The organism is Nesterenkonia halophila, from assembly GCF_009467795.1.
Classification (GTDB): Bacteria; Actinomycetota; Actinomycetes; order Actinomycetales; family Micrococcaceae; genus Nesterenkonia; species Nesterenkonia halobia.
In genome coordinates this window covers 155,690-169,872 of the sequence record NZ_WIAX01000008.1, presented here as the reverse complement: position 1 = coordinate 169,872, position 14,183 = coordinate 155,690, and the positions used below count along the sequence as shown (strand labels likewise).

Annotated in this window: 10 protein-coding genes; 2 read left to right on the top strand and 8 right to left on the bottom strand. The window is 72.3% G+C overall.

The genetic code is table 11. From position 1 onward, the window contains the following. Positions 1-34: 34 nt before the first annotated feature. The 3 genes from GCL72_RS04250 to GCL72_RS04240 all read right to left on the bottom strand — a co-directional run bounded on the left by GCL72_RS04250 (position 35) and on the right by GCL72_RS04240 (position 2,815). The gene (locus tag GCL72_RS04250) at positions 35-694 is read right to left on the bottom strand and encodes a response regulator transcription factor (RefSeq protein WP_153143466.1); all 660 of its coding nucleotides are present in this window, start codon (positions 692-694) and stop codon (positions 35-37) included. Further along, a complete protein-coding gene (locus tag GCL72_RS04245) occupies positions 691-2,253 on the bottom strand; it encodes a sensor histidine kinase (protein ID WP_153143465.1) in 1,563 nt (520 codons plus the stop codon). The genes GCL72_RS04250 and GCL72_RS04245 overlap by 4 nt, the downstream gene beginning before the upstream one ends. 103 nt (positions 2,254-2,356) lie before the next feature. Then, positions 2,357-2,815, bottom strand: coding sequence for a hypothetical protein (locus tag GCL72_RS04240; RefSeq protein WP_153143464.1), 459 nt, complete (start codon positions 2,813-2,815; stop codon positions 2,357-2,359). Positions 2,816-3,238: 423 nt separating this feature from the next. Here GCL72_RS04240 and GCL72_RS04235 point away from each other — a divergent pair, with 423 nt between their 5' ends. Further along, positions 3,239-3,487: a WhiB family transcriptional regulator gene (locus tag GCL72_RS04235; RefSeq protein ID WP_010524898.1), complete on the top strand. Its 249-nt coding sequence runs from the start codon at positions 3,239-3,241 to the stop codon at positions 3,485-3,487. 112 nt (positions 3,488-3,599) lie between these two features. Here GCL72_RS04235 and GCL72_RS04230 read toward each other — a convergent pair whose 3' ends face one another. The 4 genes from GCL72_RS04230 to GCL72_RS04215 form a co-directional block, all read right to left on the bottom strand. After that, positions 3,600-5,120 (bottom strand): sensor histidine kinase, encoded by a 1,521-nt coding sequence (locus tag GCL72_RS04230; protein WP_153143463.1) that lies wholly within the window; start codon positions 5,118-5,120, stop codon positions 3,600-3,602. Between the two features lie 3 nt (positions 5,121-5,123). After that, a complete protein-coding gene (locus tag GCL72_RS04225; RefSeq protein WP_153143462.1) occupies positions 5,124-9,989 on the bottom strand; it encodes an NAD-glutamate dehydrogenase in 4,866 nt (1,621 codons plus the stop codon). Positions 9,990-10,096: 107 nt separating this feature from the next. Then, positions 10,097-12,034: a CpaE/TadZ family protein gene (locus GCL72_RS04220; RefSeq protein WP_153143461.1), complete on the bottom strand. Its 1,938-nt coding sequence runs from the start codon at positions 12,032-12,034 to the stop codon at positions 10,097-10,099. Beyond that, positions 12,031-12,768 (bottom strand): hypothetical protein, encoded by a 738-nt coding sequence (locus GCL72_RS04215; RefSeq protein WP_153143460.1) that lies wholly within the window; start codon positions 12,766-12,768, stop codon positions 12,031-12,033. Before GCL72_RS04215 ends, GCL72_RS04220 begins: the two co-directional genes overlap by 4 nt. Positions 12,769-13,045: 277 nt before the next feature. On the opposite strand from GCL72_RS04215, the gene GCL72_RS04210 reads away from it, so the two are divergent. Next, positions 13,046-13,264, top strand: coding sequence for a helix-turn-helix domain-containing protein (locus GCL72_RS04210; protein WP_153143459.1), 219 nt, complete (start codon positions 13,046-13,048; stop codon positions 13,262-13,264). A 21-nt stretch (positions 13,265-13,285) separates the two neighbouring features. Here GCL72_RS04210 and GCL72_RS04205 read toward each other — a convergent pair whose 3' ends face one another. Beyond that, a complete protein-coding gene (locus tag GCL72_RS04205) occupies positions 13,286-13,849 on the bottom strand; it encodes a hypothetical protein (RefSeq protein ID WP_153143458.1) in 564 nt (187 codons plus the stop codon). Positions 13,850-14,183: the final 334 nt, after the last annotated feature.

The window sequence follows — 14,183 nt, the reverse complement described above, 5'->3', positions numbered from 1 at the left end:
CCGGACCCCTCGCGGCCGCCGACTGCGCCGCCCCTCAGGCCTCCAGCCGGTAGCCCACGCCGCGCACCGTGGTGATCGCCGCGGCGCCGACTTTGCCGCGGAGGTAGCGGACGTAGACGTCGACCAGATTGGACCCGGGGTCGAAGGTGTATCCCCAGACCAGCTCCAGGAGCTGCTGGCGGGAGAGCACCTGCCCCGGATGCCGCATGAAGGTCTCGGCCAGCGCGAATTCGCGGGAGGAGAGCTCATGCTCGGCGTCGCCGACGGCGATGCGCCGGGCGTGCAGATCCAGCGTCAGCCGGCCGGCGGAGAGCGTGCTGGGCTCCTCGCCCGTGGTGCCGCGCAGGCGCAGCCGGATCCGGGCGAGCAGCTCGTCGATGCTGAACGGCTTCGCCATGTAGTCGTCGGCCCCCGACTCCAGCCCCACCACCGTGTCGGCCGGCGTGCTGCGCGCTGTGAGGATGACCACCGGCGCCCGGAAGCCGTCCCCGCGCAGGCGGGAGAGCAGATCCAACCCGTCGGCGTCGGGCAGCCGCAGGTCCAGGACCGCCAAGTCCACCGCATTGTTCATCGCCAGCTCGTAGCCCTCGCGGGCGGTGGCGCCGCGGACCACCGTGTAGCCGGCGGCGCGCAGCCCCTTCTCCACGAACGACGCGATCAGGTCCTCGTCCTCGACGATCAGGATCCGGGTCATCGATCTGCCTCTCTGTCGTGGTGGTCATGCCCATCGTCGGTCGCGCCCTCGGCCCGGGACCGCGCCGCTCCGGGCTCCGGACGCCGCGGAGCCTCCGTCGGCAGGACGACGGTGACGATGGTGCCGACGCCGAGCTCGGAGTCGACCTCGACCCGGCCGCGATGAGCGCGCGAGATCTCCCGGACGATGGGCAGGCCCAGGCCCGAGCCCGGCGTGGACGCGTCGGCGCGGCCGAACCGTTCGAAGATGCGCTCCCGGTCCTCCTCGGCGATGCCGGCGCCCTGGTCGCGGACGGTGAGTCGCAGCTCACCGCCGACGAGCTCCGAGCCCAGGCGGACCTCGGCGCCGGGCGGGGAGAACTTCGCAGCGTTGGCCGCCAGCTGCAGCCAGGCCTGGGTGATCCGCTCGCGGTCCAGCGACACCTCGCCCTCAGCGCGGGCGTCGACCACCCATCGCTGCTCCCCCAGCGCGACGGCCTTGTCATAGACCTCGTCGGTGAGCCGGCCGACGTCGGCGGGGACGGGGTGGACGAACTCCGGGTGACCGGCCTGCGCCAGCGTGGTCAGGTCGTCGATCACGCGGTTCATCCGCTGCATCTCGTCCAGGGTCAGCCGCCGCGTGGCGGTCACGTCCTCGGGATCGCCGACGTCGAGCACCTCCAGATGCCCGCGCAGGATGGTCAGCGGAGTGCGCAGCTCGTGGGAGACGTCGTGGATGAGCCGGTCCTGGGCGCGCACCGAATCCTCGAGTCGATCGAGCATCTCGTTGACCGAGCGGGTCATCTCGGCGAGGTCGTCGCTGCCGGTCACCGGGATCCGCTCGGAGAGGTCCTCCCGGCCGATCCGCCGGGCCGAGGAGGCCAGCACCCCGACCGGACGCAGCAGCCGGCCGGCGATCACCGAGCCGACGACCGCGACGACGACCAGCGACAGCGCGGCGACGATCCCGTAGGTCACGAAGCCCTCGGCGAAGACCCCCTTCTCCGCGGCGATGTCGTGGGCCATCGCGAAGGCCGCGACGCCGCCCTCCTCGTCGCCCTCCGGATGGACCGGCACGACGGCGACGCGATAGGTGGTCTGCTCGGTCGTGATCGTCGAGAGGCTCGCCCGCTCCGCCGTCGTCGGACCGGAGAGCGCCTCGACCAGCTCGGCGTCGTGCTCCATGTCCATCGGGGTCACCGGCGAGGTGAAGGCGACCTGACCGTCGACCATCCCGACGACGTCCTCGTGGCGCGTGGGGATGATCCGCTGCATGGCGGTGCGCACCAGATCCGTCGGCGAGGAGAAGTCCTCGCCGGTGCTCGGATCGATGCCCACCTCGTGCAGCACGCGGAACTGCTCGGCGTCGGCCTCCAGCTCGGCGTCGATGCGCTGCTCGACCTGGACCTGCTGGATCACGAAGGCGGTGGTGCCGGCCGCCGCCAGGGCCAGGGCGGCGAGCCCGACCACGGCGGCGAGGATGCGCGCCCGCACGCTGAGCAGCCGGTCGAGCAGCGGACCGAGCAGTCGTCGACGGCGGCCGCTCGCCGGGTCGGCGGACGAGTCGGCGAGGCGTTCCATGGCCACCAGTCTGTCACCGCCGACGCACTGTCAGGCCCTGCGGCGCATGAGAATTCCTTCATCCGCGGGCCCGGAGCCGGTTCCCCGCGGACGCGCCGGTCGCTCAGCGCCGCCGGTCGCGGCGGCCCGCCTCCATCCAGCGCTGGGTGGGTCCGACGTAGCCCAGCACCAGTGCGGCGGCGGCCGGGATCATCAGCAGCAGCCCGACGACGAGCACCCCCTGGGCCAGATAGCTCACCGAGACGATCACCAGCAGCAGCTCGATCACCATCGCCGGAGTGCGCGCCGCCGGCGCTCCCTGGAAGAGGCCGAAGCCCAGCAGCACCAGCGCGACGGCGGCGAGCAGGTAGACCACCAGCATCACCGCCACGCCCGCGGCGTCGAGCACCGCGGTATCGGAGCCGAAGAACGAGCCGAGTGCGGTGAAGGCCGTGGCTGTTCCCTGGACGAAGAGGATGAGGAAGAGCAGCCACACCGTGACCGGGCGCGCCCGCGCCCGGGTGAAGGGTCGGGGCCGGCCGGCGGCGTGGACGTCGGGCTGGATGGAGTCCTCTGAGGCCATGGGACCATTGCACCACGCACCGGAGCGAGTGCTCCGTGCCGGCCGGCCGACGACGGGCCGCCGTCGGCCGATCCCCGGCACGAGCGGCCGGGCGGCGAGCGGCGCAGCAGACCTCGGCGCCGCACGAAACCGCGTCTGCGCTGTGAGTGATTCCACATGGCTCCCGACTGATTTCCAGGATCGGAGATCTTGTTTGCGCCCTGTTAACGTGTCAGCCTTGAACACGTACTGATCCGGGAGCGCAGTCCCCGCATCGTCTCGTTGCACCTGTGCGGTCGTGCCCGCGTCCGCAACCGAGCTTCCCTGCGCCCCGGTCGGCGGCACCGCCTCCCTGGCGACTTCACAGTCTCGGGTCGAGGTCCCGCCGCAGCCCGACACCCGAGTGATCTCGCCCCGAGCGGGCGCCTAGGAGCAGTGATTCGCATGGATTGGCGCAGCCGAGCCGCCTGCCTGGACAAGGACCCCGAGCTCTTCTTCCCGGTGGGCAACACCGGTCCGGCTCTCCTGCAGATCGAGGAGGCCAAGAGCGTCTGCCGCCGCTGCCCGGTGCTGGACACCTGCCTGCAGTGGGCTCTCGAGACCGGTCAGGACGCCGGCGTCTGGGGCGGCATGAGCGAGGATGAGCGCCGAGCCCTCAAGCGGCGCGCCGCCCGCGCCCGCCGCGCCTCCTGATCAGCGAGGACCGGCCGAGCAGTCCTCCGGCCGCCCACGGGCGGCCGACCGGACGAGAGACCCCCGTCGCCGCGTGCGACGGGGGTCTCCTCATGCCGCGACGACAGGCCGCTCAGCCCGAGACCAGCGGCGCGTGGAGCACCACCTTCGTCCCCGGCCGAGGGTCCTGCCCCTCGCCGCGGACCCATTCGATGCCGCCGGAGAGCTCGCCGCGGACCAGGGTCTCCACGATCTGCAGCCCCAGACCAGGCGTCCACTCCTGCTCCGGGACGCCGACGCCGTCGTCGACGATCTCCAGATCCAGCCGGCGCCGCCCCGCGGCGTCGGCGTAGCGCGCGGCGCGCAGCTCCACCGTCAGCGGTGCGTCGTCGACGAGCGTCCCCAGCCCGTGCTCGACGGCGTTGGCCACCACTTCGGTGACCACCAGCGCCAGCGGCGTGACCATGTCCGGAGGCAGCTGCCCGAAGCTGCCCGTCAGACGCGTGGCCACCGAGCGCTCCGACTGGGCCATCTCCGCGGCCAGATGCAGCTGGCGGCGCATCAGCTCGTCGACGTCGACGCTCTCCTCCAGTCCCTTGGACAGCGAGTCGTGGACCATCGCGATGGTCTCCACCCGGCGCATCGCCCGCTGCAGGCCCCCGCGGCCCTCCTCTCCGTCCATCCGCCGGGACTGCATGCGCAGCAGCGCCGAGACTGTCTGGAGATTGTTCTTCACCCGGTGGTGGATCTCCTTGATCGTGGCGTCCTTGCTCATCAGCTGCCGGTCGCGGCGACGCAGCTCGGTGACGTCGCGGCAGAGCACCAGCGCGCCGAAGCGCTCGTCGTCGCGGTAGAGCGGCACCGACCGCACGGTGACCACGGCGCCGTGGGCCTCCAGCTCGGTGCGGCTGGCCTTCTTCCCGGTGAGCAGCATCGGCTGGGTCTCGTCGACGGCCACTCCGGTGGCCCGCTGCAGCTCGGCGCCGATGCCGGCCAGCGAACGCCCCTCCAGCGAGTCCGCGACTCCGAGCCGGGAGAGCGCGGAGATCGCGTTCGGGCTGGCGAAGGAGATCCGCCCCTCGGCGTCGAGGCGCAGCAGCCCGTCGCCGACCCGGGGCGCGCCGCCGAAGCTGTTGAACTCGTAGGGGCCCTGCGGCCAGCGCCCCTGCACGATCATCGTCAGCAGGTCCGCCGCGCAGCGCCGATAGGTCAGCTCCAGCCGCGAGGGGGTGCGCAGCGCGGCCACCGAGTAGTGCAGCGTGACCACCGCCAGGGTGCGCCCGCCGCGCAGCACCGGCACCGCCTGCACGCGCATCCGCGCCGGCGCCGGCATCCCCTGGTCGGAGGAGTTGGTCTCCACCTGGTGCTTCCAGGCGCGGGCGACCATCGGCTTCAGATCCGCCCGGATCCGGTCGCCGACGACGTCGCGGTGGACCACGGTCTGGGTGGTCGACGGCCGCGCCTGGGCCAAGGCGATGAAGGAGCGCTGCTCCTCGTCGACGAAGCCCTCCTCCGTGGGAGGGAACCAGAGGACCAGATCCGAGAACGCCAGGTCGGCCAGCATCTGCCAGTCGCCCACCAGATGGTGCAGATGGTCGACGTCGGCGGCGTCCAGGTGCTGATGGTCCCGCAGCGGGTCGTCGAAGACGGCCACGGATCAGGCCCCGATCATGCCGCGCAGGTGACGCAGCAGCACCGTCAGTGAGGCGACGTTGTCGCGACTGACCTGGTTGACCTCGTCGACGAGCTTCTCCACCCGGCTGATCTTCGCCTCATGCGCCTCCCGCCAGCTGAGCAGCCGCGTCTCGGCGTTGCCGGGCTCCGTGGTGGTCAGCACCGACTCGGTCACCTCGCGCACGGCACGGTACAGCTCGTCGCGCTGGGCGCCGCGGGCCAGCGCCTGCCACTTGTCCCGGCGCGGCTGGTCGGTGATGCGCACCAGCAGCGCGTCGATGTCGAACTCGGCGTAGACGGCGAAGTAGACGTCAGCGACGTCGGCCGAGTCGACGTCGAGCTCGGCGGCCAGCGCGGCGATGTCCAGCAGCGAGAAGCTCTCGAAGACCTCGCCGACCCAGTCGGCCAGCTGCTCGGGCATCCCGGCGGAGCGGGCGGCCTCGCGCTTAGCCGCCACCCGCCGGCGGTCCTCCTCGCGCATGTGCTCCTCCAGCCGGCCGTAGAGCGGCCGGATGTGCTCGGCGAAGGCCTCGACGTCCTCCTGGACCGAGGTGCCGCGGGCGGCATGGTTGACGAACCAGCGCACCGCCCGGTCCAGCAGCCGGCGCATGTCCAGGTACGTGTGGGCCCACTCGTCGCGCGGGAAGCTCACCGGCAGCTCGCGCATCACCGCGTCGAACTCCCCCAGCCGGAACAGCTCGCGGACAGCGACGAAGGCGCGCACGACCTGCTCCTCGGTCGCGAACGTCTCCTCCATCGCGCGGAAGACGAATGTCGCCCCGCCCATGTCGACCACGTCGTTGGCGACTTCGTTGGCGATGATCTCGCGCTGAAGCGGGTGCCGCGGCAGCTGCGAGGCGAAGCGGTCGGTGAGCACCGACGGGAAGTACTCCTCCAGTGTGGCGGTGAACCAGTCGTCGTCGGGCAGCGAGGACTCCACCAGGGCGCCCTTGAGCTGGATCTTCGACCAGGCCACCAGCACGGCGAGCTCCGGGGAGGTCAGCGGCTCCTCGGCGTCGCGCCGGGCGGCGAGCTGCTCGTCGGTGGGCAGTCCCTCGAGCTCGCGGTCGAGCCCGACGGTCTGCTCGAGCCAGCCCATCAGCCGGTGGAAGCTCGGCGACCAGTCCCCCAGCCGGTGCCGGTCGGTCAGCAGCACCACGTTCTGGTCCCGGTTCGTCTCCAGCACCAGCTCGGCGACCTCCTCGGTCATGCTGTGGAGCAGCTCGGGCCGCTCGTCGGCGTCGAGGTGGCCGGAGGCGACCAGCTGGTCGACCAGGATCTTGATGTTGACCTCGTGGTCGGAGCAGTCGACGCCGGCGGAGTTGTCGATCGCGTCGGTGTTCAGCCGCACGCCCTGCTGGGCGGCCTCGATGCGGCCGGCCTGGGTCAGGCCCAGGTTGCCGCCCTCGCCGACGACCCGCGCGCGCAGCTCGCGGCCGTCGACGCGCACCGCGTTGTTCGCGCGGTCGCCGACGTCGTCGTGGCTCTCCTCGGCCGCCTTCACATAGGTGCCGATGCCGCCGTTGTAGAGCAGGTCGACCGGGGCCTTCAGCAGCGCGCCGATCAGCTCCGGCGGGGTCATCTGCTCGATGTCGGCGGGCAGGTCGAAGCGCCGCCGCATCGGTTCGCTGATCGGGATGGTCTTCGCCGTGCGGGAGAAGACGCCGCCGCCGGCCGAGATCAGGCTCTCGTCGTAGGCGTCCCAGCCGGACGGCCGCTCGGCGAACAGGCGGCTCCGCTCGGCGAAGCTCGCCGCGGCGTCGGGGTCCGGGTCGATGAAGATGTGCAGGTGGTTGAAGGCGGCGACCAGGCGGATGTGCTCGGAGAGCAGCATCCCGTTGCCGAAGACGTCGCCGGCCATGTCCCCGATGCCGACGGCCGTGAAGTCCTCGGACTGGGTGTCGTGGCCCATCTCGGAGAAGTGCGCCTTCACCGATTCCCAGGCTCCGCGGGCGGTGATGCCCATCTCCTTGTGGTCATAGCCGACCGAGCCGCCGGAGGCGAAGGCGTCGCCGAGCCAGTGGCCGTACTCCTGAGAGATCGCGTTGGCGGTGTCGGAGAAGGTCGCCGTGCCCTTGTCGGCGGCCACGACCAGGTACGGATCGTCGCCGTCATGGCGGACGACGGCGCGCGGCGGGACGATCTCCATGACGCCGTCGCGCTCGACCTGGTTGTCGGTGACGTCGAGCAGTCCGCGGATGAAGGTCCGGTAGGCCGCCTTGCCGGCCTCCATCCACTCGGCGCGGCCGACGGACTGGTCGGGGAGCTGCTTGGGATAGAAGCCGCCCTTGGCCCCGGAGGGCACGATGACCGCATTCTTGACCATCTGAGCCTTGACCAGCCCCAGGACCTCGGTGCGGAAGTCCTCCTGCCGGTCCGACCAGCGCAGCCCGCCGCGGGCGACCTTGGCGAAGCGCAGATGCACGCCCTCGACGTCGGGGGCGTAGACGAAGACCTCGTGCGCCGGCCGCGGCTCGGGCGCCGAGTCGACGCGGTCCGGGGCGATCTTCAGCGCCACCCGGACATGGCCCTGATGGACGTTGGTCCGCTCCGTGGCGTCGATGAGGTTCAGGAAGGCGCTCAGCACCCGGTCGGCGTCGAGAGTGCGGACCTGCTCGAGGGCGTCCAGGACCTCCTGACGACGGCGGTCCATGAGTTCCTCGCGGTCCTCCGCGCCGCCGTCCTCGCCTCCGGCCTCGGCCGTCGGGTCGAAGCGGGCTTCGAAGTGCCGCACCAGGGCGAGGGCGACCTCCGGATTCTGCCGCAGCGTCTCGGCGAGGAAGTCGTAGGAGTGCGAGCTGCCGAGCTGGCGCATGTACTTCGCGTAGGCCCGCAGCACGATGACGGTGCGGATGTCGAGGCCCAGGCGCAGCACCAGCCGCGAGAAGACGTCGGACTCGGCGGTGCCGAGCAGCACCTGCGAGTAAGCCTCCTCCAGCAGACCGATGTCCACCGAGCCGGACTCGATCCCCTCCGGGTATCCGAGGCCGAGGTCGTAGAGGTGGAATACCGATCCGTCACCGCAGGTCAGCGTGTAGGAGCGCTCGTCGAGGATGGACAGGCCGAAATCGTCGAGCACCGGCAGCGTCTCGGTCAGCGTCTTCGGCTCGGTCAGGTAGAGCTTCAGCCGCATGTCGGCGGGGTCCTCGCCGCCCGGGGCGTAGAACTGCATCCGCGGGCCGGCCTCCGGATGCGCCTCGAGCTGCTCGAGCTCGGCGATGTCGGCCAGCGCCTCGGGCACCTCGTACAGCACGCGGTAGTCGTCGGGGAAGGCCTCGCCCCAGCGCGCGGCGATGCGCTCGGTCTCTCCTTCGGGGCGGTTCTCCGCCGCCTCCTGCGCGATGCCCTCGGCCCAGGAGCGGATGGTCCGGGCGAGCTTCGCCTGGAGCTCCTCGATGCTCAGCGCCATCTCCGCGGCGTCGTCGGACAGCCGCATGCGGAAGAACAGCCGCGCGAGCACCGACTCGGTCAGCCGGACGTTGAAGTCGATCGACTCGGCATCGATGTGCCGCATCAGCTCGTCCTGCACGCGCCGCCGCACGGCCGTGTTGAACCGGTCGCGGGGCATGTAGAGCAGCGCGGTCATGAACCGCCCGTGCAGGTCCTTGCGGAGGAACAGCTTGATCCGACGCCGCTCCTGCAGCTGCAGGATCTGCCAGGCGGTCTCCTCGACCTCCGTGATGTCCATCTGGAGCAGCTCGTTGCGCGGGTAGGTCTCCAGGATCTGCAGCAGGTCGGCGCCGGAGTGCGAGTCAGGGCTGAAGCCCGAGCGGCGCAGCAGCTGGTCGGCGCGCGAGCGCAGAAGCGGGATGTTCACGATGGACTGGGTGTAGGCGCTCTGGCTGAACAGTCCGACGAAGCGCCGCTCGCCGGCGACGGAGCCGTCGGAGCCGAAGGTCTTCACCGCGACGTAGTCCATGTAGGTCCGGCGCCGGACGCTGGAGCGGGTGTTGGCCTTGGTGATCACCAGCGCCCGATCCCGCGCCGCCTCCTCGGCAGACTCCTCGGCGGAGGCCTCGGGGCTCCGCTCGCGCGCCGGCTCACGATGCAGCGCCTCCAGCCCGTGGCGCTCGGCGAGGATCCCCAGCGCGCTGTCGGGCTGCGGGACGAGCTGGGCGCCGTCGGCGGAGTCGCGGTCCAGCACGTACTCGCAGTAGCCGAGGAAGAGGAAATTGCCGTCGGCCATCCAGTCGAGCAGGTCCGCCGATTCGGCGGCCTCATCGATGCTGTCGTTCTCGCGCAGCAGCCCCGCCGCCCCGCGGGCCCGCCCGCCCATCCGGTCCTGATCGCGGTGGCTGGCGGCGACGTCGCCGATCACCCGCCGCAGCCCTTCGGCGAGCTCGTCGGCCTGCTCCTCGTCGATCGGATGATCGATGTCGACGGCGATCCAGGACTCCACGGCGGTGCGCCGGGACTCGTCGTCGACGAGCACGGCGAGGTCGGGCAGCGTCTGCGTGTCGCCGGAGGACATCCCCGGCTGGGCGGTGGGCACCTCCCGGACGGCGAGCAGCTCGCCGCTCGTCGTCTCCCGGGTGGTCAGCACGATCGGGTGCACGACCAGGGACATCGCCAGCCCGTGCCGGGAGACCTCGGCGGTGACCGAATCGACCAGGTGGGGCATGTCGTCGGTGACGACCATGGCGATGCTGCGCCGCTCGCCGACGACGACTGCGGCCTCGGGAGCGGCGTCGGTGCGCCGCCCCGCCAGCTGGAGATGCTCCTCGACGCGGGCACGCTGGTCGGCCCGGCTGACCGCCCGCAGATCATCGGAGGCGACATGCGCGAAGTATGCGCTCCGCAGCGTCTCCACCTCAGAGTCGTCGCGCGTCCAGAGAACTGTCTCGGCCATGTGCCCCTCGCTCACTCGGATGTGCCGCGGCTCAGCAGTGCGGAGCCGGACCACGTCGTCCAGGTTCCGAGCCTCACTCTATCGCGTCCGCCGCGTGAGCCGGTGCGTCACCGCGACTCGGCGCCGGCCCCCGTGTCGGCGTCCGTGCCCGCATCCGTCTCAGCATCCGTGCCCGCGTCGGCACGCGCCGGCGCGCTCTCCTGCTCAGTCGCCCCCGAGGACGCGGTGCCGTCGCCACCGACGTCGGCCGCGCCGTCCGCGCCGCCGGCGACGCCGTCGTCGGCCTCCGCGCTCCGGGTCGCCGCATCGGCGGAGACGGCCGTCTCGGCCTCCGGGGCCTCCGTCCCGCGTCGGCCGCCGCGGCCGCGACGGTCCGCCCGGCGACGGGAGCGCCGCTCTCCGCCCCGGCGCCGGCCGAAGAGCCCGCGCCGCCGTTCGGCCAGCTCCACACCGGCCAGCGCGGCGATGCCGCGACGCAGCTCCGATCCCGGGGCCGCCTCCGCCAGGACCTGCCCGCGCAGCAGCGCGACGTCGCAGGCCTCGCGATCCCACGGCAGATGCCGGACGATCGTCGCCGCCGCGCCCCAGTGGGCCCAGGCTTCGGCAATCTGCTCCTCGGGCGACCGCCCGACCGCCTGCGCGCGCAGCTGGTTGATCACCACCTGCGGCTCCGGCGTCTCCGGAACCAGCAGCCGCCGCTCCTCCAGGGCCTTGACCAGCCGCGGGAAGCTGACGGGGTCGGCGGCGCCGACGGCCAGCACGCTGTCGGCCTCCTCCAGCGCCGCCACCGCCGCGGCATGCCGCTGCGGGGCGAAGGTGTCATAGGTGAGGTCCTCGTCCTGTTCGATGGAGGCGGAGACGTCGACGACGACATGGTCGTATTCGTCCCGCGCCATCCGCAGCACCTGGCGCAGGCCGCGCTCGCGCAGCTCGCGCCAGCGATCGGCGCGCGGCAGGCCGGTCAGCAGGTGCAGGCGCCAGCCGGCGACGTCGACCAGCGTGACGATCCGCCGCAGCCGGGAGGCGTCCAGCCGTCCGAGATCGGCCTGGCGGCAGGCCTGGGCGAGCCCCGCCGACTCCTCGATGAGACCGAGCTGCACCGCCGCCGAGGCGGCCACCGTGTCCGCGTCGATCAGCAGCACGCGGCGCCCGGTGCCGGCGAGCTCGGCGGCCATGTTCACCGCGGTGGTGGTCCGCCCCGGACTTCCCGGCGCGCCCCAGACCACGGTGATGCCCTGCACAGGGGAGTCGGACTGCTCGGGCGGGGAATCCTCGGAGTCCGCCGGCGCGCTGTCCGCAGTGTCCGCGGCCTCCGCCCTCTCCGCACCATCTGCGCCGACGTCGCCGTCGGCGTCGGCGGGAGCCTCGCCGCTCGCCGCGCGTCGCGGACCGGGCGCTCCGGCGGACGCCGCGTCGTCGACGTCCCCCGCCTCGCCGCGGTCGCCGCCGACGCCGGTCCCGTCGGCGTCGCTCCCTGCGACGTCGACGGCCGTGTCCTCCGGACGCTCCGCGGCGGAGGCCCCCGGCTCGCGGCCGGCGGTGCCGTCCGAGCCATGGGTGCCGTCGCTGCCGTCCTTGCGCCCAGCACCGAAGGATGAATCGCCGGCCCCCGCCTCGAGGGCGGCGTCCTCGCCCTCCGGTTCCGGCGGACCTTCGGCCGCGACCAGCGCCTCGAGCTCGGCGTCGAGCTCCTCCGGCGGCTCGATCTCCTCACCGCGGAGCGCCGGGACCAGCAGATGGACGCCGACGTCGTCGGGCAGGGCCGCGATGCCCAGCGTGGCCAGCCGCCGGCGCTCGTCGGCGAGGTCGGAGATCGCCACCACGACGACGTCGTCCCCGCGCAGCTCGGCCAGACGGCTGCCCGTCAGTTCCTCGGTCCCGCCGATGATCAGCGCCGCATCGGCGCGCCCGGCTCGGGCGGCGGCGATCAGCTCGACCAGGTCGGAGCAGCGGCGGTCGACGGTGACATCACTGTGGAGGCCCTCGATCGCGGCGATGTGGTCCCGGTGGAGTTGTCCGGTGGTGACGACCGAGCAGCGCCTCACTCGGATCCCTCCCCGCCGGATCCGCCGCCGGACTCGCCGGAGCCGCCTTCGGAGTCGCCCTCGACCATCGCCTCGGGCTCGGGCTCGGGAGAGCCCGCCGGGAGCACCGAGACGACGGCCTGGGAGCTGCCGGCGGCGAGGATCGCGGGCACCTGCTCCGGATCCACCAGGACTTCGACCTCCAGCGCCGACTGCGCGCCGAAGGTGGAACTGGACTCGGAGATCTCGGAGACCTCGGCGCCGGCGGTCAGCTGTTCGACGGCGGCCTCGTCGCCGGCCATCCGCCCGGGCGTGGCCGCCCAGACGTCGACCTGTCGGCCGGTCTCCACCGCCTGGGCCAGCGGGTGCTCCACCATCAGCGTCAGGGCCTGCCGACCCTGCGGGTCGGCGTCGTCGATCGCCCGTCGCGGGACCAGCTCGCCCTCTTCGACGACGGAGACGAACTGCTGCTCGGCGGGCAGCTCCTCGTCGGCGAGCAGGTAGTCGTCGCGGACCTCGTCGATCTGCACGTTGACCACGCGCAGATCATCCTCGTCCGCCGACTCGCCCACGCTCAGCGTGTGTGCGGCCGCGTAGACGGGCGTCGTGCGGTCCTGGGCCGAGACCAGCGCGACCACGCCGGCCACCGAGGCCAGCACGATCACGATCCCCACCAGCAGGCGCGGGTCCTTCCAGCTGGGGCGTTTCAGCCGGTCCGCGGCCGACTCGGCCGTCCCCTCCATCTCAGACGTCATGCGTTTCCTCGCGTCGCTCTCCGGGCCGGGTCTGCCCGTCCCGCCTGTGCACCCGACAGGGTAGACGACGGGAGGCGGGGCTGACCCATCGTCGAGCTCCGGCTGTGGAAAACCCAGGTCGGCGCCGAGCTTGTGGATGAAACATCCCGTCGTCTCGGCCGTTGTGCCACAATCGACCACAGCGGACGAACAAGGAACGATCCGCATCGTCCGACCGCGAATCCCATGAAATGCGCCGATCCCCCGCCGATCGGCGGCGACCCGACGGAGGTATCCGATGCGCCGCTTCCTGACCCTTCCTGATGTGGCCGAGGTGCTCAACATCTCGATGGATCAGACCCGGAGCCTGGTGCGCAGCGGGGAGCTCGAGGGCATCCAGGTCGGGGGCCGCGGCCAGTGGCGCGTGGAGGAGGCCAAGCTCGACGAGTACATCGAGCACCAGTACGCCCTGCAGCGCGAGGCGCGCGAGCAGCGCCGCCACGAATCCACCGCCTGACGCGCCGGCCCACCTCCCGGCTCACATCACCGGGCCGTCCTCGCTGCGGACCAGCGTGATCGCCGACAGCGGCACAGTGCGCAACCCGTGGCCCTCACGCGCCCGCGGCGTCTCGCCCGGACGCGTGCGCGCCACGTCGACGTGATCACGCCCGACGGCGGCCAGCAGTCCGGTGGCCAGCACGTCGGCCTGCGCGGAGAGCAGCGAGACCACGGCACGATCCCGCCCCAGCGCCCGCAGCGCGCTGGTCATGCGCAGCCGCCGTCGCGTCGGCGAGGTCTCCTCCTGCGCCCGCCGCGGCAGACCGTCGACGGCGAGCACCGCCTCCAGCGGCACCAGCACGCCGACGTGCCCCTCCGCGCCGGCCAGCCAGTCCTCGCCGACGGTGTCCACGTCCACGACCATCGAGCCGGCCCCGGCGACGATCATGCTCACCCGCGCGCCCCGCTGAGCACGCAGCCGGTCGGCGAAGGGCACCGTCGCGCGCTCGGCGCGCACCGCCTCGGCGATCTCCCGATCACGCTCCTCGGCGGCACCGGCCTCCCACTGAGCCTCCAGATCGGCGAACAGCGCATCCCAACGCATCTTCTCGGCCTCCCCTCCCGCCTCGCCCCGGCCCGGGCGACGCGCTCGACGGTGCTCGCCCGTCGTCCGGCCGGACGCGGCGCGGCACGCATGATCGCGTGCAGTGGACATCATGACGCATCCGCCCCACGATCCGCTCCCCACCGAGCCGCGCGCTCTCCTCCCGCCGTCCGACGACGCTGACCAGGGACGACACCTATCGACTGAGAACGGGCACCAAGGGACACCCAGATCGCCGCATCCAGTCTCATCTCGACCAAATCGCATCAAACCGCATGATCGGTGTACAGTCTTCCTCACGACGGTCGCTCGCCGAAGAACGCACCGGCGCCGT